Origin of the sequence: Pseudoalteromonas sp. G4, assembly GCF_028875915.1 — a bacterium.
In the GTDB taxonomy this organism is placed as follows: Bacteria; Pseudomonadota; Gammaproteobacteria; order Enterobacterales; family Alteromonadaceae; genus Pseudoalteromonas.
The window spans coordinates 1-18582 of record NZ_JAPEHW010000079.1; the positions used below are offsets into that span (position 1 = coordinate 1).

Sequence of the window (18582 nt, forward strand, 5' to 3'; positions counted from 1 at the left end):
CCGCCGCAGCCAACTGAAGTTGTGATTAAAGAACCTGTAATTGAGTTGCCGGTTGAAACTACTCCTGTTCGTCAATTACCCGCGTTAGATGACAGTGATGCAGTTGTTAAACAATCGCTTGCTGATGTTGTGTCTGTAAATATGCTAAAGCTGATTGTTAATGATGACTTAATTCGCCGTGCGGTGGTGTACACTGAAAATTTAGCCGATGGTAAACTTGCTAAGAAACATCAAGTGTTTGTTGAGCCAAAGCAAAAATTCTCAGTGAATGATGGCGCTATTATCACTGTGAATCCAGAAAGTTTTAAACGCTATGATGCATATGTAGCACTCTTTACAGAGCTTTCTGATACACAAGTAATGGGTTTAATAAACGAATATAAGCCTTTAATTCAAGAAGTCTATGATGAAATTGGCTTATCTGATTATGACTTTGAGCAGCGATTAGCGTTAGCGATTACACATTTACTCCAAACACCTGAGGTACCTTTAGATACGCCTTTAACAAGCCAATCGGTAAGTTATAAATATGCAGTACCTGAGTATGAAGCACTTTCTGATGCGCAAAAGCAGTTTTTACGCTTAGGACCAGACAATATGAAAAAGGTTAAAGTAAAACTTAGCCGCTTGTTAAATCAGCTATAAGGTTAATTGTTGCGCAGTTGGTTGGTGTTCATAAACTTTTGCTTGAACTTCAAAGGCAAAATAGTGATAATTCATGCGCGCAGTTAAGCAACAATGCTTATCTGAACCACTATGGTGATCTTATTGGTCCTCCCGCAATAATAGCATGTGAACCTGGTCAGGCCCGGAAGGGAGCAGCCACAGCGTGTGACTTATGTGCCGGGATGTGGCTGGTAAGATTGCCACCCATTCTTTGATAGCTTAACACTTCAAACTCTGCTAAATTTAAAAGACATTTGTGTGTTGTAATTCGTGATGTAACTTCACTTAAGTTGTTTATAGCTGCAGGTTTACTTTGAGCAATTCTTTATTATTTCTACGCTTACTTTTGTGCGTACTGTCGTTTTGGTTAACACCAGTAGTTGCAAAAATTTATATTCATACTGATAGTGCTGATGATCTAACTAATTTTGTTCAAGGGCAAATGAAAAGCCTTTCTTCAGCGACAAATCTGTTAGCACTTGATCCAACTAATAACGACCTGCAATTTGAGTTTGTGCCACTTAAACGCTCATTGAAGTTTATGCAAAAAGGTGAATCAATTTGTGTGATAAATAAAATCCAAACGGCACAAAGAGCAAAACAGTTTATTTTTAGTAAGCCAGTGAATCTATTTTTAAGCCGACGTTTATATCAACATGCAGACTTACCCTACAACCCCACAAGTGAACCTGTAAATTTAAAGGCTCTTTTTACCTCTTACCCTGAAAGGCGTTTAATCATTTCAGATCAGATATCTTATGGCGACAATCTTGATAAGTTCATTAGTGAATTGCCTGAAAATAATAAAATAATCCGTCGTGGTGCTTCGCATATAAGCGGTGTGTTAGATATGTTTGCAGAGAAACGGGGGGAGTACGCTTTACTTTATCCCCTTGAACTCAGTAATAGCAGTTTAAATAAACCAACGTTGAGTTTTGAGATAGCTGAGATAGAACCTTACATTTTAGGGCGTTTGATGTGTGTTGAAAGCAAAAAAACAAAGAAGTTAATAGAGCGCGTTAACCAACAAATAGATAGGCTTAATAAAGCGGGGACCTTGTTAAAAACCCACCTTGAATACTACCCAAAAGACATACATGCACAAGTAACACGCTATTTGTTAAAAGAATTTTCTAAAGATTAGAGGGAGTCACTCTCTTTTACTTTATTTTCAAAATCTTTTGTCACGATATCAAGCGCCTGTAACACCGTTTTGGCGTCAAGTTCATGTTGTTCAAGCAAAATAATCAAATCAACTGCCAGTTTTACGTGATTAGGCGCATTTTCAAGTGTGTTTTTATCACTCATCGGTGGTGCCGCGTTTAGCTACCGCCGCTTTAGCAAATGCAATGGCATCACGAACTCGCTGCTCCATTTCTAAGCGCTCACTTTGTGATGAGTAAAATGCCATATCTACTTCAAAACGAATATAGCGTGCAGGTAATTGATTTAACGCTGTACAACAGAAATCTGCGAGGGTGTCATTATCATAATCATCTTCAATTTTTTGTTTTTCAATTTCATCAATTAAAAGTTTTTCGTAATAATTATGAATGTCGTCATGTAATTTCATGCTATTCCTTAAGATTACCAATGTGACTGTATTTAGTATTGCTCATATCTCAGCAATCGTCTATCCATTTGTCATGCTTAAATAAAGTTGCTGATGTACCTTGACCAAATTCATAACATCTCGCTGATACCCTCCACCTGAGACCGTAAATAGTGGGAGCTCATGTTGCTGACAGAAATTAATTACTGCACTGTCGCGTTGTTTAACACCGGTGAGACAAATATCAAAATAACCGAGCTCATCCAGAGTAAAAATATCTGCTCCCGCGTTATAAAGCACAATATCGGGTTGCTCAATTAAAATCGTTAAAAAGCACTGCTGTAAAGCGTTTAAATAATCTGGTGTAGTGGTGTGTTTCTCAAGGGCAAAATCGTAATCCGAATGTTGTTTTCTTGCTGGGAAGTTTTGTTGGCAATGCATTGATATTGTCACGATATCATCAAATTTTTCAGCACATACTGCTGAGCCATCACCTTGATGCACATCTAAATCAAGTATTACGACTTTTTCACATTGTGATGTATCAATTAAATGCCTTGCCGCAATGACTAAGTCATTAAAAATACAAAAACCGCTACCAAAGTTTGGGTAGCTATGGTGATAACCACCGCTTATTTGACAAGCAAGCTTTGTCGTAAGGGCGATTTCAGCACCTTGAATAGACGCCCCAATCGAGTAAAGAGTTCTCTCAACCAAGGTTGGAGACCATGGAAAGCCAATTTTCCGTATAGCTCTACTATCGAGTGTTCCGTTAATAAACTGCGAAGCATAGTTTGCGTCATGTACGCTGACAATCTGCTCGATTGTGGCTTTAGTTGGCGTAATAAAGTGGAAGTTTTCTGCTAATTCTTTGGTTATATAGTCATAAATAAGCGCGTATTTTCGTATAGGAAAACGATGGCTTTCGGGTAAATCTAATGCGGAATAACTCGGGTGATAGAAAATGGGAATTGGCATTATCGATTTGATTTTTCTGCGAGTTGAATTTTTTCTTCTACTGCCGTAATTGCTTTGCGACAACGGCCTAATCTGCCATGAAGCACTAAAATTTCTTTATTGAGTTCAGTTGCACGAGCTTCATTGCAATTAAGTTTTTCGTTTTGCCTTAATTCAATCATTTCGAGCAGGCGTCTTTCAAATTCGTGATTTTGAGATAATTCACGATATAGCTCTTGAGAAGATTGAATGATTTTTTTTACAACTTTTTTATAGCGCGCAACAGGCTTAAATTGCTGTTCTTTTTGCCATACGCTTGTTGCTTTGAGTGCGGTAATGATGGCTTCAACTTGCTGTGCAATCGTCTCAAGCGCAAAGCGATGAGCATGGCGATGCTCTGTTGGAGGCAAAGAATCAATATTTTCGACTACTTCGGTTAAGTAGTCAGTCAGCTTGATGCTTTTTGTGCGAAATAAATGATGCTCAAACAGGCCATGCTGATTTCTTACAAAACGCTCGCTTTTAAAAAGCTTTTGCTCATCAAATTGTTGGCAACTCACTTTCAGGCGTTCGATTTGTTGTAACAGAGCATTGATTTGCGAATTTGTTTTAGGCATAAACATCAATTATCAATTTAATCGCAAGAATAATCACCACAGTATTAAATACAGGTTTAATTAACTTGCTGCCAAACTTTATTGCCGAATGCGCGCCTATCCATGCGCCTAGCATAATAAAGGCTCCCATGGTAAGGCCTAACATAAAATGTACATGACCTAATGCAATAAATGTTGCTAGTGATACCACATTACTGATGAAATTCATCGAGCGTGCTAATCCGCAATTAAGTAATATACCCATTTTGTAAAGGAAACTGTTTGAGGCAGTCCAAAAGGTGCCCGCACCTGGACCTGCCACACCATCGTAAAAGCCTAAAATTAATCCTTGCCAGGTTTGTTTTACTTTTAATTGTGGGGTTTGCTCAGGTAATTGCATATTTTCAGCAAATTGGCTTTTATTGAATAAGCTGTATACAGCAACACAAATAATTACTACAGGTATCAGTAAATTGAGGAAGTCTTGCGTTAAAAAATCAACCATTAACGTGCCTAACACCGCACCAAGTGCAGTTGCACAGGCAGATACTAACCAAAAGCGAGGGCTAAACAGTTTCTTTTTGTAATACGTTAAACTCGCAGTAACCGAACCAAAACTTGCTGCAAGTTTATTGGTGCCGAGTGCTAAATGGGGAGGCAGTCCTGCTGTTAACAATGCAGGCACAGTTAACATACCGCCGCCGCCAGCGATGGCATCAATAAAGCCTGCTGCTAAAGCAGCGGAACAAAGCACAAGCCAAGTTGTTGGCTCTAAAGCTATTTCAATCATTAGTACTCGATTTTTCGTTTGAACGGTGGTAGCGAATCCAGCATGGCTTTACCATAACGTTTAGTGACTAAACGTCTGTCTAAAATGGTAATTTCGCCAGAATCTGATTCTTTTCGCAGCAGTCTACCACAGCTTTGTACTAATTTCTTTGCCGCTTCAGGTACAGTGATAGACAAAAATGGATTACCACCTTTCGTTTCGATATATTCACTTTGCGCTTGTTCAATAGGTGAGGTTGGAACAGCAAACGGTATTTTGGTAATAATCAAATTAGTTAACAAATCACCGGGTAAATCCAAGCCTTCTGAAAAGCTTTGTGTACCAAACAAAATAGAACCTTTACCGTTTTTGACTTTGTCGCTATGCAACGTAAGCAATGCGTCACGAGATGCTTCTCCTTGCAGCAATAGGCTAAAGCCTTTTTTTCTCAGTCCTTCAGCTACTTGATTCATTTGCCAATAAGAGGCAAAAAGCACTAAATTTGCTTTATCTTTTTTGATGTAGTTTGGCAGTACTTTAATTAATTCGTCACTAAACTCTTTGTGATTAGGTTCTTTAGCTATATTCGGAATGGTTAAAACGGCATTTTCTTTGTAATCAAAAGGTGATTGCGCTTTTATGTATTTTACGCCTTCGATTGGTTTAAGCCCTGCCTCAAAGGCAAAATGATCGAATGAGCCCAGCGCAGAAAGGGTAGCTGAACAAAGCACCGCGCCAGCACATTCTTGCCAGAGTTTGTCGTGCAGATAATAACCAACTTGAATAGGGCAATCGGCAAGCAAGTAATCTACGTGATTCTTATATTCAAGCTGCTTAAGCCAACGTGCATGGGGAGGAGTTGATTGTTCAATAGATAAATTGCCCCACAGTTTGGCAAAGCTATCTAAGCGGGTTATATACGTACCGCTTTCTGCAAGAATTGGCTCAGCTACCTTTTTGCTCACATCTCCATCAGATAAATCAAGGGTTAGAGCATCATGCATTTTGGTTAAAAACTTAAGCATATTGTTTGATGATTGCTTTAAATCTTTCACCCAATTACTAATGCCTTTGGGTAATTGGCCCTGCTCAAAGCGATGTACATTGTCTTCGTTAAATTCGAAGTAGTTATCGGCGAAAAAGCTTTTTACATTTTTGAGATCTTTGGCACTGTCATTAATAGCGTCAGCGAGTTTAAAGTTGAGCCCTGTTGCCCGACTTGAGCTAATTGCATTGGCTATTTTTTGGTTAAATTTTGCCAGCTTTTCAAGCCATTCAAGTGTCGCTACTAAGGTACTTGAAGCCGATGAAAAATCTCGTGCTACCTGAGGTAGATGGTGTGCTTCATCAATCACATAAATACTGTCGGCAGGTTCTGGCAAAATAACGCCGCCACCAAGTTCTAAATCAGCAAGTAATAATGAGTGGTTTACAATAATTACATTTGCTTTGGCTAAGCGGTCTCGCGCGCTATGAAACGGGCAATGCGCATGGCTTGATAATTGCCTTTGACACGAATGCTTATCGCTTTGAATTAAACGCCATACGTTATCTGAAATCACACTTGGCCAAGTATCTCTATCACCTTGCCAAGTGCCTTTTTTATAAGCCACTTGAAGCTGCTTAATAGTGTCGATTTCTTTGTCGCTAAGAGGCGAATCGGTCGTAGCTAAAAAGTTAAGCTGCGCTGGGTCATCTATTAATGCATTGTATAAGCGTTCGGCACATACATAACGTTGACGACCTTTAGCCAGTTCATAACTTACTTCAATGCCAGAGTTCTTTGCAAAAAAGGGCAGCTCTTTATTTATTAACTGTTCTTGAAGTGCCACTGTCGCCGTAGAAATAATTAAACTCTTTTTATGTTGTTTGGCATAGGGTATCGCCGCCAAACAATAGGCTAACGATTTACCAGTGCCCGTTCCGGCTTCAATGACAGCAATACGCTCAGTGCGATGGTAATTTCCTGCAAGTGTTTTTGCTATTTCAGCCACTAAATAATTTTGGCTTGGACGTGAGCGATAATCAGGAAGTTTGGCTGCGATATTGGTGTGAATAGTACGGATCGTTTTTTGTTGATTTTAAAGCTGCTGGCAATGAATAACAATGCAATACAGGCAAATTTTCTTTTGTTAGACTGTCGCGATTATTTATTAGTTAGATGTGTTAATGGCATTAGAGCGCACTTTTTCAGGTTTATTGCTAACAAAACAGCAATTTGATCGCGACGGTAAACTGGTTCTTGTTTTTTGGCTTAGAACAAAAGAAGGGCCAGTACGCGTTGAAATTGAAAATGAACAGATTGTGGTATTTTGTTTAGCTGAAGATGCCAATTGGTTTGCATCAACGCTTTCACGAGAGGGGATCTTATTTAAGCAAAAGCCATTAATACTTAAACATTTTAATCAAAGTAAAATTGAAGGTTTTTATTTCTCAAGTATAAAAGATTTTTTTGCTGCTAAGGCATGTGCAAATGAAGCTGGCTTGATGCTTTACGAACAAGATATTCGTCATTGTGACCGTTACCTGATGGAGCGTTTTATTCAAGGGCAAGCATGGGCAAAAGGGCGTTATCAATTTAAAAATGGCGTACATTGTCTTTATCAAGCGAAGCTGGCTAAAAGTGATGAAGCGAGTTTACATTCTTCTGAACTTACATGTTTATCTCTTGATATTGAGTGTAGTGGTTTAGGTGTTCTGTATTCCATTGGTTTTTATAATACGTCGTTTAAAAAAGTAGTAATGATTGGTCAGGGGCAGCAATTGCCTTGGTTAGAGTGGGTTAATGATGAAACCGCTTTACTTAAAAGATTTGTCGAAATCATTGATGAGCTTGACCCAGATATTTTTGTTGGTTGGAATGTAATTGACTTTGACTTCTCGGTATTATTTAAACGTGCAGAAGAATTAGGGCTTAGACTACCAATAGGGCGCTTTTCCAGCCAATTACGAATCAATCAATCCAAAGTAAATAAACTGTCATTAGCTGGGCGAGTTGTGCTTGACGGCATAGACATGCTTAAAAATGCAAGTTATCACTTTTCCAGCTTCCGCTTAGGGCAAGTAAGTTATGAGTTACTAGGTGAAGAAAAACTCATTCAAGGGGGCGACACACTTGCTGAAATTGAGCGTCAGTTCAAACACGAAAAAGAGGCATTGGCAGAATATAATCTACAAGATTGTAAATTAGTGTGGGATATATTTGAAAACAAATCGCTTATAGAGTTTGCCATTGCTCGTGCAAAGTTAACCGGACTTGATCTTCACCGTTTAGGCGGTTCAGTAGCGGCTTTTACTAACCTTTATTTACCACACCTTCATCGCGCAGGTTACATCGCCCCAAATTTAGGTGAATCTCCAGTGCATTTTGAAAGCCCCGGTGGTTATGTTATGGATTCTATCCCTGGGCTTTATCAAAACGTATTAGTACTTGATTACAAGAGTCTTTACCCCTCAATAATACGCACTTTTAAAATAGATCCTCTCGGATTAGTTGAAGGGCTTAAGCAACAAGACGCTATTGACGGATTTAATGGGGCAAAGTTTTCTCGTGAACACCACTTTATTCCAGCATTAATTTTACAGTTATGGCAGGCAAGGGAGGTTGCTAAAAAGAACCAAGACGAAACCATGTCATATGCAATCAAAATTATCATGAATAGTTTTTATGGAGTTTTAGGTTCTTCAGGTTGTCGTTTCTTTGATCCCCGTTTATCAAGCTCAATTACCATGCGCGGTCATCAAATTATGAAAACGACAAAGCAACTCATTGAATCGCGTGGGCTTAAGGTGATCTACGGGGATACTGATTCGACATTTGTTGCAATTGACGGCGAAATGTCAAAACAGCAATGCAATGAGATAGGCAATGAATTGGCGCAAATAATTAATGCATATTGGCAAGAAGAATTAAAAGAAAAGGGATTGGAAAGTGCACTGGAGCTTGAGTTTGAAACGCATTATAAGCCTTTCTTTATGCCAACATTACGCGGTGAAACTACTGGGTCAAAAAAACGTTATGCAGGCATAAACCAGTCTGGCGAGCTTATCTTTAAAGGGCTTGAAGCCGCAAGAGGGGATTGGACTGTACTTGCAAAAGAATTTCAAACAGAGCTCTATTTGAAACTCTTCACTAACCAAGCTGTAGAAGAATACATCACATCACAGGTGGCATCATTAAAAGCCGGAAAATTTGACGATAAATTAGTGTATCGAAAACGCTTAGGGCAAGACCTTGAAATGTATCGGCGCAATATCCCACCTCATGTAAGAGCAGTTCTTGACTACCAGTTAGCACATCCTGATTATTTCATTAAGCGTGGTGATTGGGTAAATTATATTGTCACACTTGATGGTCCCTTACTCCTGACTGAGCAGGATGTAAATCAAGTAAACCGTATCGATTATCAACACTATTTAGATAAACAATTAAAGCCGATTGTCGAAGCGATAGAAAAAGAATTGCAGCTAAGTTTTGAACAATTAGTGAATGAGCAGCAAAGCTTATTCTAAAAAAGTTCAAAAAAAATGTAATTAATTGATTACAACTTATATTCCTTATTAAATCTAAACTTAAGTTATTAATTTTCAATAATTTAGTTTTTATACCTTTATATCTTACATATGTTTCTAAGTGTGTATAAGTGTGATCCCTCTGAAACATTTAGGTCGCAAATGTTAAAACTTTATAAACAGATGTTGACCGATGTTTACCCTTATGATTATTATTGCCCTCGGATAAATGAGTTTCGACTCGATAAAAATCAATCAACAACTTGTTAGATTGTAAATAAAAGTAAATCCACAAATGTGGTCCAGGGAGAAATCTAAATGTTAAATAACAAACTAGCAAAGGCGGTTCGTTTAGCGATCGCTTTTGGTGGCGCTAGCACAGCTGTATTCGCAGCAAATGCTAATGCTGCAGAAGAACAAGCAGCAGAAGCTGTAGAACGTATCGAAGTTACTGGTTCACGCATCAAGCGTTCAGACCTAGAAAGTGCTTCACCTGTTTCTGTTATCACAGCAGAAGACTTCAAAATTCAAGGTATTGCAAACGTTGCAGACGCACTTCAAAACCTTACTGCACAATCAGGTGGCCTAACAGCTGCTGTTAACAACGGTGGTAACGGTAACGCTACAGTTAACCTGCGTGGTTTAGGTTCAGCTCGTACACTTGTTCTTGTTAACGGTCGTCGTATGGTTGCTTCAGGTACTGGTGCAACAGCTACAGTTGACTTAAATACTATCCCAATGGCTGCAGTAAAGCGTATCGAAGTACTTAAAGACGGTGCTTCTGCAGTATATGGTTCTGATGCAATCGCGGGTGTTGTTAACGTAATTATGCGTGACGACTTCGAAGGTTTCGAACTAGATGCACAATACGGCCAAACTTTTGAAAGCGATGGTGACGAAGGTTCGCTAGCTGCAACATTTGGTCTTGCTGGTGAGAAAGGTAACGTTGTAGTAAATATGGGTTTCTATGACCGTGGTGAAGTACGTCAAGCAGACCGTGCTTACTCAGAGTGTCCAATTTGGGAAGCTACTGATGAAAATGGTCCATACAAATACTGTGGTGGTTCTTCTTTCTCTCTAGGTATGAACGCATTCCTAGCTGATGATAGCCGTGTTCAGTTTGAGCCAGGCGGTAATAATTCTTCTACTTCAGCTGGTTACCACCCTTGGGTTAATTCAGGTGATAACAACGACCGTTATAACTACTCGGCGCTATCTTACCTATTCACTCCAGCAACGCGTTATAACGTTTCTGTACTAGGTAACTATGAAATTGCTGACGACCTAAACTTCTTCACTGAAGCTTATTACACAAACCGTCAGTCAGTTCAGCAGATGGCTCCACAGCCAATCTACTATGCATATGGTGCAAATGGCCGTAGCTGGACTATTGCTCAAGATTCTGAAATCTATCCTTTCGCAGGTCTTTATGACTTCGATATGCCTGGTTCAGGTGCAATCATGTACCCACTTCGTCGTATGCAAGAAGTAGGTCCTCGTATCTTCGAACAAGAAGTAAACACAATTCAAATGACTACTGGTCTTGAAGGTGTTATCGCTGATGAGTACGTTTGGGAAGTGTTCTACACTTACGGCCGTAACTCTGCAATCGACCGTTCTAAGAACTACATCAACATGGAAAACGCTATCAAATCAGTTAATGAAAACTGTGAAGGCGTAACTGTATCTGGTTCTTACGATAACTACACTGTTAACGGTAACGATCCAACAGCTCCTTGTATCAACTACTTCGGTCTAGGTTCAATCAGCGAGGCTGATGCAGATTACCTACGTTATACTGACCAAGGTACTTCAGGTACTGAAATGCACCACTTCGGCGCAAGCATCTCTGGTGAGTTATTTGAACTTCCAGCAGGTGTTGTTGGTTTCGCTGCAGGTTATGAGCATCGTGAAGAATCAGCATTCAACCAACCTGATGCATTCTCTTCTTCAGGCATCGGTTCAGGTAATGCTGTACAGCCAACTTCAGGTGGTTACAAAGTAGATGAAGCTTATTTTGAAGCTATCATTCCTGTAATCGCAGATATGCCTCTAGTACAATCACTAGATATTGAAGCAGCAATGCGTTACTTCGACTATGATACCTTCGGCTCAGACAGCACTTATAAGCTAGGTATTAGCTGGCGCATGATTGACCAAGTAATGCTTCGTACAGTTGTATCAAGTGCGTTCCGTGCTCCGAACGTAGGTGAATTATTCGGTGGTCAGTCTGACAGCTATACTAACTACAACGATCCGTGTAACGGTGTTGGTGGTGCAGGCGAGAACGCTGCTTATAAAGCTGCTTGTATGAATGACGTAAGCAAAGGTTTAATCCCAGGTGACGGTTCTTGGTCACAAGGTAACGGTCAGCTACGTGCAGTAGTTGGTGGTAACCCAGACCTAGGTCCAGAAACTGCAGATACATTTACTGTTGGTGCAGTTATTGAACCAATGGACGGCTTAAGCTTCACAGTTGACTACTATGACATCCAGCTAGATAACGTTATCTCTAGCCTAAGTGTTGGTACTCGTCTTGATAAGTGTTACTCAGCTGGTGCAGCTGGTGGTGTAGGCGGTTCAGATGCATTCTGTGCTAGCGTTGCACGTAACGCAGTTGGTGATTTCGATGGTATCGCTGCATTCAACGAAAACTTATCAACTTGGACCGTTAATGGTATTGACTTCAACGCTCAATACTCATTCGAAGGTTTAGGTCTAGAGTGGAGACTTGACTGGGAAGCATCTTACATTAATGAGTGGAGTACTATTGCATTCGCTGGTGAAGAGAAAGAAGAGTCTGTAGGCGCTGCTTTAAGTGGTTCTGGCTCAATTCCAGAGTGGAAACATAACTTCGGTTTACAAGTTGCTGCTGATACTTGGAGTGTTGCATACAACGTTCTTTATGTTGATGAGCTAATTACTGAATCAGTATATTACGAGCGCGCGACTATCGACGAAGTTGCAGATCATAAAGCAGAAGCTTTCATGAACCACAACATCTCAGCGTCATACTACTTAAACGAGAATGTACGTTTCCGTGCTGGTATCGACAACCTTCTTGACGAAGAGCCTCCGTACTACACAGATTACGATGACTCAAATACAGATACTACTCTGTACAAGTACATCGGTCGTAACTTCTTCATCGGTACGACTATCAGCTTCTAATCTCAGATTAAGTTGAATAAAAACCCGCTCAATGAGCGGGGGTTTTTTTATGCTTGCTGGATTCTATATTCAACTTTAAACTCAGCTCGGATCATGATGATTAACGATAATGTTACCGATAATTAATCAATGAAAAAATCAAAATACCAAGAGGAAATCTCTGAACGGTAAACAGCTAATGTGAACGGTTTTGTATGAAAAGGTTTAGAAACTTGGTGTCAACATGGACTCACCTTTGGTGTTTTTTAACATAAGTTTTCTGTATGAGTTCTTCGGATAAAGCAAAAAGAAAAGTTAGTATTGTTATAACCGAGCTGAATTTGAAAATGAACAACTTGTAGCTATGAAATGCCAATAGTCAACTGGGTGAAAAAACGCCTTAATTATTGAAATTTGCGTATTTAGAAACTAACGCACAATAAACGATGGAATCGATATTTAAACCAATGGTTCTTCATGCGCTATTGGATAATAAAAAAGGGAGCAAATGCTCCCTTTAAGAAAAATCTATAATAAAACAGACTACGCAAATTAACCTTGGTTATTTGTTCTTGGTTGATTTAATGTACGAAGTGCTTGTTGTGCTGCTTCTTTTTCAGCATCAATTTGAGCTTGCGTACGGCAAACCTTTGAACCAATGTGAGAACCTGTTGTTTTTTCAAAGCGGCAAATCTTATCGCCTTCTTCTGTTTTTGCTAATTTACCTGATTTTCCCGAATTACCAGCACAACCCGCCAACACAGTGATAGATGCAACAGCTAGTATTAGTTGAACTTTCGATTTCATTACAATTTCCTTTGTCGTTATGATTATTAACGTGATTACACTAGCACAATCGTTTTAATTACGAAAGGTTTCGTTTTTAAATTTTTGTAACAATAATTTTACAGTTAATTTATATGGTTATTTAGGAATAACATCATAAGCGACACACATTCTAAACGTTTCATCATGAAACGGCAGTGTACCGTGCCAGTAATATGATGGAAATTGCACTAGCTTACCTTCTTCAGGTTTGGCAAAAATATCTGGAGCCATCTGCTCTGCCATGGCAAAACCTGGTTGGCCAAATTTAATCCAGCCTTGCTTTTCAGACTCATCATGAACAACCTGTGGAATATGAATATAGTATGGGCCACTGTACCACCCAGCAGGGTGGTGATGATTATTATGAAAGCCTTTAGACTGAAGCAGCACAGACCATGAATCAGTCTCAACAAAATCACCTGTGTTTCGTTTTAGCATAGGATGATTATTATCCTGTGGCAGTTTTGCTAAATGCGCCAATGTTTGCGCTCTCAAGGCGGCTCTTAATTGTTGGATAATGGGAAGGTGATAATCAAATAACTTTTCAGCTGTCTGACTTCCACCAATGAGTGATTGGTTTAAAGGGTGCTGCTTTGCATAGTGATACTCTTTCAAAACCGTTTCCAGTTCTCGATTAAATGCAGCTAAATTTTCGAAAGCATCAGGGACATCAATCTCGCAGTTGAGAAGATCTCTTTCATAATTTATGTAGTAAAAGTATTCATCACTATTCATTTGTTTTAAAGCGGTCGTTTTAAGCGCTAACCAACCTTGTTGAAACTCATTAATCCTTAACAAGTGCTCAATATGGTTCATTGCAGATTTAGAATCACCAATTGCTAATAAAGACTTCGCCAGTTCTTCTTTTACTTCGACATTGTCGGGGTTAATGCTATGTGCTTTAGATAAGAGATTTACTGATTCGTCAAACGAGTGACTTTCGCGCTTTAAAATACCAAGTTGTGAGAGGGCATTGCTTGAGGATGGATTTATTTTTATGGCAGTTGCTAGTGCCTCATCTGCTTGCTCGAATTGTTTTGCCAAAATATGTTTTTTTGACTTTTCGATGTATAAATCTGAATTGCTTGGTTTTACCTTAGTTGCCACATTATAGGAATTTAAGAATCGCTCATCCGCTTGTTCCCAATAAATTAGATTAAGCCAATGGTGACTATCGAGATCTTCAGGTTGCTCGTCTATCAACTGTTCATATATTTCAGCTGCTTCATGATGCTTACCAAGTAACACTAAACAACTTGCTTTGTTTTTTAAAAGAGCAGGGTGCGCACTTACGATATTGAGGCCCTTATTTAGCAACGAGAGTGCTTCTTGCCACTTGCAGAGAGTTTTAAGTGCAATAGCCTGATTGTTAATAGCAGATATATTCTTGCTATCTTGCTGTAAGATTTTATCTGTTACCTTGATCACGTCTTCAAACAAGTCAAGCTTAAGCATTGACTGGCTTGCACTGAGCAGTACATTTATATTATTGGGAAATTGTGACAGTAATTTTTTACTCAATTCTAAAGATGCAGAGTGGTTTCCTGCTAAGTTATGAGTGATTGCTAGCTCATGGATAAATTGTGAATTGTGTGGTTCAAATGAAATAGCTGTTTCAAGTAACTTTATAGCATCATTTAACTGTCCTTGCTGTTTCTTATGTTTTGCAAGGTTTGATATTGCAGCAGTTAAATCTGGTTTAAGCGATATTGCTTTTTTAGCCTGTTGTTCAGCTTGGACAAAGTTTCTTTCTGAAAAAGATACTATCGACTTTAAATGCCACAACATAGGGTTGCTTGGATGTGAATTTAAGTTCTGATCAAGCAGGAAATGGGCGCGTTTATAGTCGCGTTGTTGAATAAGTGAGCTAATGTAATTTGAAAAATCTGCAAAAGAGTTCATTGACTGCATAATTATGTACTTTGCTATGAAAATTTAAGCGCCAAAGGCACTAGATAAAGTATTTTTTTGAAAAAAAAAATAAGCTCAAAAACTGTTAATAAATTTTTACTAAAAATCTACTTAACACCCCTTAACCCTTATAGATATAAAGCCTACAACTTTGTTAATTAAATATCCATATGTAAATGGATTGTTTATATTTTTCTTGATGTAAGTTACTTATTTCACTCGAAGCAGTATTTTACTAAGTTTGGCAGTTGACACTTTTGTATCCATTTAGCATTATTGGTGAGTTGGTGCATTTTTAAAGTGCACCCTTTATGATTGAGTTTTAATCAGTTTAAATTCTAAAAAAGTAACATTACTTAATTGGTTGGGAACTATGTCTGTTAAAATCAGAAAAAGTCTTGTAGCTTCAGCGTTGGTTGGCGCGGTTGCACTTACAAGCAGCAATGTGATGGCAGATCCTTTGAAAGACATTCACAGTGTTGAAGGTCAGACTATTAAGGCTGCACAAAAGTCTCAGAACAAAATCGATAACGTATTCGAGCAAACAGTTGAACTGAAAGCGGAATATGATTCTACGGTTAACCAAACTGAGATCCTAAAAGTTTATAATGATCACCTAGCGCGTTTGGTTGCTGACCAAAATGCGGGCATTGAATCATTAAATAAGCAAATCAAAGAAATCGATACAACTAAACGTAACGTTGTGCCTTTGATGTATCGCATGATCGATACGCTTGAGCAATTCATCAAAGCGGACGTTCCTTTTGACACTGAAAAGCGTTTAGACCGTGTTGAAAAATTACGTGAACTAATGACTAATGCATCAGTTACTACTTCAGAGAAATACCGTCAGGTTCTTGAAGCATACCTAACTGAAAAAGACTACAGCACAGTTGTTACTGCTACTCAAGGTGCACTTAACCTTGACGGTCGTGATATCACTGTAGACTTCGGTCGTGTTGGTCGTATCGCTTATGTAGCTCAGTCTCTAGACCTTAAGAATGCTTGGGTATGGAACAACTCTACTAAGCAGTGGGATAAGCTAGGTGACGAATACCTAAGCCCAATTACAGATCTTATCCGCATGGCGCGTAAGCAAAAAGCGTTAGATCTAGTTGAACTTCCAATCTTTGGCGCGGAGTAATCACGATGAAGAAACTATTTAAAGGTTTAGCAGTTGCTGCTGTTCTTTCTGTTTCTGCAGGTGCTGCGCTAAATGCACACGCAGATACAGCTGCTCTAGATAAAATCCTTGAGCAAGTTAAGCAAGAGCGTATCTCGTCTGGTAAAATCAACAAGCAACGTGAGCAAGAGTTCTTATCAGCTCGTGCTGACAAGCAAGCGTTATTAAATAAAGCTAAGCGTGAACTTGCTGCTGAAGAAGCTCGTGGTGATCGTCTTAAGAAGCAATACGCTCAAAACGAAGCAACACTAGCGTCTAAAGAAGCAGAATTAGAAACTGCTAAAGGTACGCTTGGTGAAATGTTCGGTGTTGTACGTCGTGCTGCATCTGAAACAATTGGTTCAATTGAAGCATCACTTGTTTCTGCTGAAAAGCCAGGACGTGAAGAAGTACTTCGTTCTCTAGCTGCTGCTAAGGAACTACCAACTACTCGCGAATTAGAAGAACTTTGGATTGGTCTTCAAACTGAAATGACTGAGTCTGCGAAAGTATCATCTTTCGAAGCTAAAGTTGCTCAGTTAGACGGTTCAGAAGTTAACGCTAAAGTAACGCGTATTGGTAACTTCAACCTTATCTCTGATCAAGGTTACTTAATTTACCACCCAGAAACAAAACAAATCCAGCCGTTAGGCCGTCAACCAGATGGTTACGTTCTTTCTTCAGCTGCTAACTTACAGTCAACAGCTGCTGGTTCATACACAGGTTTCTACACTGACCCTACTCGTGGTTCAATTCTTCGTCTAAACACGCAGAAAGCTACTCACGAAGAGCGTTTCCACCAAGGTGGTACAGTTGGTTACCTAATCGCAGTATTACTAGTTATTGGTTTCATCATCGCGATCATTCGTCTTGCTGACCTAACTATGACTACTGGTAAGATCAAATCACAACTTAAGAACCTTAACACACCAAACGAAAACAACCCGCTTGGTCGTATTCTTAAAGTTTACCAAGACAACAAAGCAGAAGATGTTGAAAACCTTGAGCTTAAGCTTGATGAAGCGATTCTACGTGAAACGCCACGCATCGAAGCAGGTGTTAACATCATCAAGATCTTCGCAGCTATTGCACCTCTAATGGGTCTATTAGGTACTGTTGTAGGTATGATCGAAACATTCCAGCAAATCACATTATTCGGTACAGGTGATCCGAAGATTATGGCTGGTTCAATCTCAATGGCACTTGTAACAACTGCTCTAGGTCTAATCGCGGCACTTCCGTTAATCCTAGTTCACGCTATCGTTGCGAGCCGTTCTAAGTCTGTACTACACATCCTTGATGAGCAAAGCGCTGGTATCATTGCTGCTCACGCGGAGAAGGAGAAAGCCTAATGCTAGTCCTGATAGAGATCTGGGAATCTGTCAGGGATTTTGTTGCTACAGGCGGCCAAGTACTTTATGTGGTCGCAATAGCACTCTTTCTTATGTGGGTATTAATGATTGAGCGCTATTGGTTCCTAACTAGTGTGTTCCCTAAAATGAAAAAAGGGATCATTGCTAACTGGGACGCCCGCCAAGACACTACGTCTTGGTACGCACACAGAATCCGCGAAGCATGGATTTCTGAAGCGTCTGAGAAATTAGATGAGCGTATGTTGTTGATCAAAACATTAGTAGCTGTTTGTCCACTTATCGGCTTACTAGGTACCGTAACGGGTATGATCGCGGTTTTCGAAACCATGGCGACTCAAGGTACTGGTAATGCACGTTTGATGGCATCAGGTATTTCAATGGCTACGATCCCAACAATGGCTGGAATGGTTGCAGCACTATCAGGTGTATTCTTTAGCACACGTCTAGAAGCGAAAGCGAAGATGGCTAAGAATAAACTGATTGATAGCTTGCCGCATCACTAGAGAGAGATTTGAATATGGCACGTAATAAACGTATCCGTGAAGATGAAGATGCAGCGGTAGATATGACACCGATGCTGGATATTGTTTTCATCATGCTTATCTTCTTTATCGTAACAACGTCATTTGTTAAAGAAGCGGGTATTGATGTAAACAAACCTAAAGCTGCGCAAGCTACCAAGAAGAAAAATGCAAATATCTTTATTGCAATTCGTGGTAACGGCGAAGTTTGGATGGATAAGCGTCAGGTAGATGTAGAACGTGTATCTGCGAACATCGAGCGTCTATTAGCTGAACAACCTACTGAAATCGTAATTATCCAAGCGGATAAAGAAGCGAAACACGGTGTGGTTATGAAAGTTATGGACCAAATCAAGGCCACTGGTGACTTGAAAATTTCAATCGCTGGAGATAAGTAATGATTCGTTTTCTGTTTTCACTGATTGCAGGTGGGGCAGTTACTTTCGGCTTATTTTATTTCATGGCGTTCTTGATTTCTGGCGGCGATAAACGCGCCGCCAATGACCAAGAGCAGATTGTAGTCGAAATTATGACGAATCCGCCTGAATCAAAGGTGCAGGAGAGGAAGCGTGTACCGCCTCCGCC

At 39.6% G+C, this 18582-nt stretch carries 16 protein-coding genes, 1 other RNA gene and 1 pseudogene; 10 read left to right on the forward strand and 8 right to left on the reverse strand.

Features of this window, described 5'->3' with window-relative positions:
• From ON073_RS17145 to ON073_RS17155, 3 genes are all read left to right on the forward strand, one after another.
• The coding region (locus tag ON073_RS17145; protein WP_274763106.1) for a DUF3014 domain-containing protein at window positions 1-645 on the forward strand (645 nt) is incomplete at its 5' end.
• A gap of 121 nt (window positions 646-766) precedes the next feature.
• Window positions 767-863, forward strand: an RNA gene (ffs, locus tag ON073_RS17150) — signal recognition particle sRNA small type.
• 116 nt (window positions 864-979) lie between these two features.
• On the forward strand, window positions 980-1810 hold the full coding sequence (locus ON073_RS17155; protein WP_274763107.1) for a hypothetical protein: 831 nt from the start codon (window positions 980-982) through the stop codon (window positions 1808-1810).
• Here ON073_RS17155 and ON073_RS17160 read toward each other — a convergent pair.
• From ON073_RS17160 to dinG, 6 genes are read right to left on the reverse strand one after another with little or no spacing between them, the layout of a single operon-like run.
• The gene (locus tag ON073_RS17160) at window positions 1807-1974 is read right to left on the reverse strand and encodes a YbaM family protein (RefSeq protein ID WP_274763108.1); all 168 of its coding nucleotides are present in this window, start codon (window positions 1972-1974) and stop codon (window positions 1807-1809) included. The two genes, ON073_RS17155 and ON073_RS17160, sit on opposite strands and share 4 nt — an antisense overlap.
• Window positions 1967-2239 carry a late competence development ComFB family protein gene (locus tag ON073_RS17165; protein ID WP_274763109.1) on the reverse strand — a complete coding sequence of 91 codons (273 nt, stop codon included), beginning with the start codon at window positions 2237-2239 and terminating at the stop codon, window positions 1967-1969. The genes ON073_RS17160 and ON073_RS17165 overlap by 8 nt, the downstream gene beginning before the upstream one ends.
• 60 nt (window positions 2240-2299) lie before the next feature.
• Window positions 2300-3190 carry a histone deacetylase family protein gene (locus ON073_RS17170; RefSeq protein ID WP_274763117.1) on the reverse strand — a complete coding sequence of 297 codons (891 nt, stop codon included), beginning with the start codon at window positions 3188-3190 and terminating at the stop codon, window positions 2300-2302.
• A gap of 5 nt (window positions 3191-3195) precedes the next feature.
• Complete coding sequence (locus ON073_RS17175) at window positions 3196-3792, reverse strand: primosomal replication protein (RefSeq protein WP_274763110.1); 597 nt, start codon at window positions 3790-3792, stop codon at window positions 3196-3198.
• Complete coding sequence (locus tag ON073_RS17180) at window positions 3785-4561, reverse strand: sulfite exporter TauE/SafE family protein (protein WP_274763111.1); 777 nt, start codon at window positions 4559-4561, stop codon at window positions 3785-3787. Before ON073_RS17180 ends, ON073_RS17175 begins: the two co-directional genes overlap by 8 nt.
• Window positions 4561-6606: an ATP-dependent DNA helicase DinG gene (dinG, locus tag ON073_RS17185; RefSeq protein ID WP_274763118.1), complete on the reverse strand. Its 2046-nt coding sequence runs from the start codon at window positions 6604-6606 to the stop codon at window positions 4561-4563. Before dinG ends, ON073_RS17180 begins: the two co-directional genes overlap by 1 nt.
• Window positions 6607-6709: 103 nt before the next feature.
• Between dinG and ON073_RS17190 the strand changes: the two genes are divergently transcribed.
• Window positions 6710-9052, forward strand: coding sequence for a DNA polymerase II (locus tag ON073_RS17190; RefSeq protein WP_274763112.1), 2343 nt, complete (start codon window positions 6710-6712; stop codon window positions 9050-9052).
• 318 nt (window positions 9053-9370) lie between these two features.
• Window positions 9371-12223: a TonB-dependent receptor domain-containing protein gene (locus tag ON073_RS17195; protein WP_274763113.1), complete on the forward strand. Its 2853-nt coding sequence runs from the start codon at window positions 9371-9373 to the stop codon at window positions 12221-12223.
• Window positions 12224-12754: 531 nt separating this feature from the next.
• Here ON073_RS17195 and ON073_RS17200 read toward each other — a convergent pair.
• The gene (locus ON073_RS17200; RefSeq protein WP_274763114.1) at window positions 12755-13009 is read right to left on the reverse strand and encodes a hypothetical protein; all 255 of its coding nucleotides are present in this window, start codon (window positions 13007-13009) and stop codon (window positions 12755-12757) included.
• A 117-nt stretch (window positions 13010-13126) separates the two neighbouring features.
• Window positions 13127-14941 carry a tetratricopeptide repeat protein gene (locus tag ON073_RS17205; RefSeq protein WP_274763115.1) on the reverse strand — a complete coding sequence of 605 codons (1815 nt, stop codon included), beginning with the start codon at window positions 14939-14941 and terminating at the stop codon, window positions 13127-13129.
• 373 nt (window positions 14942-15314) lie between these two features.
• Between ON073_RS17205 and ON073_RS17210 the strand changes: the two genes are divergently transcribed.
• The 5 genes and pseudogenes from ON073_RS17210 to ON073_RS17230 all read left to right on the forward strand — a co-directional run.
• The gene (locus ON073_RS17210) at window positions 15315-16085 is read left to right on the forward strand and encodes a DUF3450 domain-containing protein (RefSeq protein ID WP_274763116.1); all 771 of its coding nucleotides are present in this window, start codon (window positions 15315-15317) and stop codon (window positions 16083-16085) included.
• Between the two features lie 5 nt (window positions 16086-16090).
• The gene (locus tag ON073_RS17215; protein WP_038642198.1) at window positions 16091-17455 is read left to right on the forward strand and encodes a MotA/TolQ/ExbB proton channel family protein; all 1365 of its coding nucleotides are present in this window, start codon (window positions 16091-16093) and stop codon (window positions 17453-17455) included.
• On the forward strand, window positions 17455-17979 hold the full coding sequence (locus ON073_RS17220) for a MotA/TolQ/ExbB proton channel family protein (protein ID WP_038642196.1): 525 nt from the start codon (window positions 17455-17457) through the stop codon (window positions 17977-17979). The genes ON073_RS17215 and ON073_RS17220 overlap by 1 nt, the downstream gene beginning before the upstream one ends.
• A 14-nt stretch (window positions 17980-17993) precedes the next feature.
• The gene (locus ON073_RS17225) at window positions 17994-18395 is read left to right on the forward strand and encodes an ExbD/TolR family protein (protein WP_038642194.1); all 402 of its coding nucleotides are present in this window, start codon (window positions 17994-17996) and stop codon (window positions 18393-18395) included.
• A pseudogene (locus ON073_RS17230) lies at window positions 18395-18582 on the forward strand (energy transducer TonB); the annotation flags it as partial. The gene ON073_RS17225 and the pseudogene ON073_RS17230, both read left to right, overlap by 1 nt.

What these genes read in the sequence shown, in the direction of transcription:
- ON073_RS17160 (WP_274763108.1), bottom strand. Translation starts at nt 1,974, where the DNA reads ATGAGTGATAAAAACACACTTGAAAATGCGCCTAATCACGTAAAACTG.
- ON073_RS17165 (WP_274763109.1), bottom strand. Translation starts at nt 2,239, where the DNA reads ATGAAATTACATGACGACATTCATAATTATTACGAAAAACTTTTAATT.
- ON073_RS17175 (WP_274763110.1), bottom strand. Translation starts at nt 3,792, where the DNA reads ATGCCTAAAACAAATTCGCAAATCAATGCTCTGTTACAACAAATCGAA.
- ON073_RS17180 (WP_274763111.1), bottom strand. Translation starts at nt 4,561, where the DNA reads ATGATTGAAATAGCTTTAGAGCCAACAACTTGGCTTGTGCTTTGTTCC.
- ON073_RS17190 (WP_274763112.1), top strand. Translation starts at nt 6,710, where the DNA reads ATGGCATTAGAGCGCACTTTTTCAGGTTTATTGCTAACAAAACAGCAA.
- ON073_RS17195 (WP_274763113.1), top strand. Translation starts at nt 9,371, where the DNA reads ATGTTAAATAACAAACTAGCAAAGGCGGTTCGTTTAGCGATCGCTTTT.
- ON073_RS17200 (WP_274763114.1), bottom strand. Translation starts at nt 13,009, where the DNA reads ATGAAATCGAAAGTTCAACTAATACTAGCTGTTGCATCTATCACTGTG.
- ON073_RS17205 (WP_274763115.1), bottom strand. Translation starts at nt 14,941, where the DNA reads ATGCAGTCAATGAACTCTTTTGCAGATTTTTCAAATTACATTAGCTCA.
- ON073_RS17210 (WP_274763116.1), top strand. Translation starts at nt 15,315, where the DNA reads ATGTCTGTTAAAATCAGAAAAAGTCTTGTAGCTTCAGCGTTGGTTGGC.
- ON073_RS17215 (WP_038642198.1), top strand. Translation starts at nt 16,091, where the DNA reads ATGAAGAAACTATTTAAAGGTTTAGCAGTTGCTGCTGTTCTTTCTGTT.
- ON073_RS17220 (WP_038642196.1), top strand. Translation starts at nt 17,455, where the DNA reads ATGCTAGTCCTGATAGAGATCTGGGAATCTGTCAGGGATTTTGTTGCT.
- ON073_RS17225 (WP_038642194.1), top strand. Translation starts at nt 17,994, where the DNA reads ATGGCACGTAATAAACGTATCCGTGAAGATGAAGATGCAGCGGTAGAT.